Origin of the sequence: Candidatus Thiosymbion oneisti (genome assembly GCF_900092655.1) — a bacterium.
Taxonomy (GTDB): Bacteria; Pseudomonadota; Gammaproteobacteria; order Chromatiales; family Chromatiaceae; genus Thiosymbion; species Thiosymbion oneisti.
In genome coordinates this window covers 1-1,556 of sequence record NZ_FLUY01000224.1, presented here as the reverse complement: position 1 = coordinate 1,556, position 1,556 = coordinate 1, and the positions used below count along the sequence as shown (strand labels likewise).

1 protein-coding gene is annotated in these 1,556 nt (G+C 63.4%); it reads right to left on the bottom strand.

The genetic code is table 11. The features are described 5' to 3' along the window. Positions 1–210: 210 nt before the first annotated feature. Complete coding sequence (locus tag BQ17_RS02035; protein WP_089724072.1) at positions 211–1,407, bottom strand: DUF362 domain-containing protein; 1,197 nt, start codon at positions 1,405–1,407, stop codon at positions 211–213. Positions 1,408–1,556: the final 149 nt, after the last annotated feature.

The following is a 1,556-nucleotide window of genomic DNA, read 5'->3' as shown; positions in this document are numbered from 1 at the left end:
CGGCGTATAACTTGCTGTTATTGTTGAGAAAAGGCTACCTGTTCCGTCATCGGTCATCGTGCTACCGACTGTCGTCCCCTTCGACCAGTCTGGAATCCATAAAGAGCCTAATTTTATTGATTTTTCTGGCTCCCACGCTCCAGCGTGGGAGCAAGTCCGGATCTGGTGCGTTTGCCCACCGCGCCGGGGAGTCGAGGCGCTCCGGTTTCATCAGCCTTTCAGCGCGATGCGCCGGTGCTCGATGACCTCCCGGTCGAAGACCCCCAGGCCGAGGGCGGAGGCGAGCTCGATGTGCTGGGGTTGGCGGTAGCTGTGGATCCGGTAGCCATCCTTGTCGGTCGGCTGGCGAAAGTGGGTCTGGGCCACGACGGGCATTTCCTTCTCGACGCGCTTCGCATCGACCACATCCCAGCCGATGCGGTCGAGAGCGACGGGGTCCGTGGCAAAGTAGAGCGTCTTGTGGCTCCAGGTCGCGTTCATCGCCGCACCGGGTCCGCCCTCGAACACCGCCTTGGTTCCGTCGAGGATGTGCAGAACCACCTTGGAGCGGATCTCGGGCATCGAGCAGATGGCCGGGATGAACGTGTTGCAGGCGTTGGTGGTCGGCGTCGCGTGGCTGCGGGCGACGTTGTTGACGAAGCCGTGCGACATGTTCTTCAGGGCCAGCGTCACCCCTGCGGAGGCGTGGTCCTTGACGACCGGGAGGTTGACGATCTTGTTGACCTTGCGGGAGACGACGAGGCAAAGGTGCGAGCGTCGCGTCCGATCGTCCTTCGGATCGTGATGCCCCACCGAGACCAGATCCATCTCGCGGTAGACGTCGGGGTCGTACCCCTCGATAGCGAGCTGTACGGTATCGTAGTCGTCCACCGCGGCGTCCCAGCGCACACCGTCGGGCAGGTTCTTGACGTAGCCGGCGCGGCGGAACTGCCGGCGGTAGCGGTCGAAGACGATGATGTCCGCGGGCTTGACGCCCGCGCTCTTCAGCCCCGCGACGACCTCGTGGACTAGCTCGTGGCTGGAGATCGCCCGCGGCGCACCGACCGGGTTCACCTTGACACCGACCACATCGCCCGGCTCGAAGAAGAGCCTCCAGGCGTCGGTCGCGTCGGGCACTCCGGCGAGCTCGCGCATACCCCGATCGACCATCTTGCGCACCGGCTCCCTCTGCACGCGTCGGTTGACGACCGAACCGGGGTGGTACACCTCGACGACTCGACCGGGGAATGGACCGGGGATGCCGAGTCCCTTCTCCTTGCCACCGACGGTGGCCGACTTGTCAGGCCGACGGCTGTTCGGGCTGTTCTCACCGCCCGCGAGGAGCGCCGGACTCAGGGCGCCGACGAGGACCGCCCGCGTGAAGGCTCTCCGAGTCAAACAGTATTTCCACGCCTCGTGAGTTCCCATGCTCCGCTCCTTTGCCTATCGGGATAGGGCTCCGGAAAAAGAGTCCTGATCTTTTTTCGGTAGTGGTAAACCTATAAGTGAAAAAGTAGCGCGATTCATCTTTTTGATCCCCTCTCCCCAACCCCTCTCCCGGCGGGAGAGGGGACATA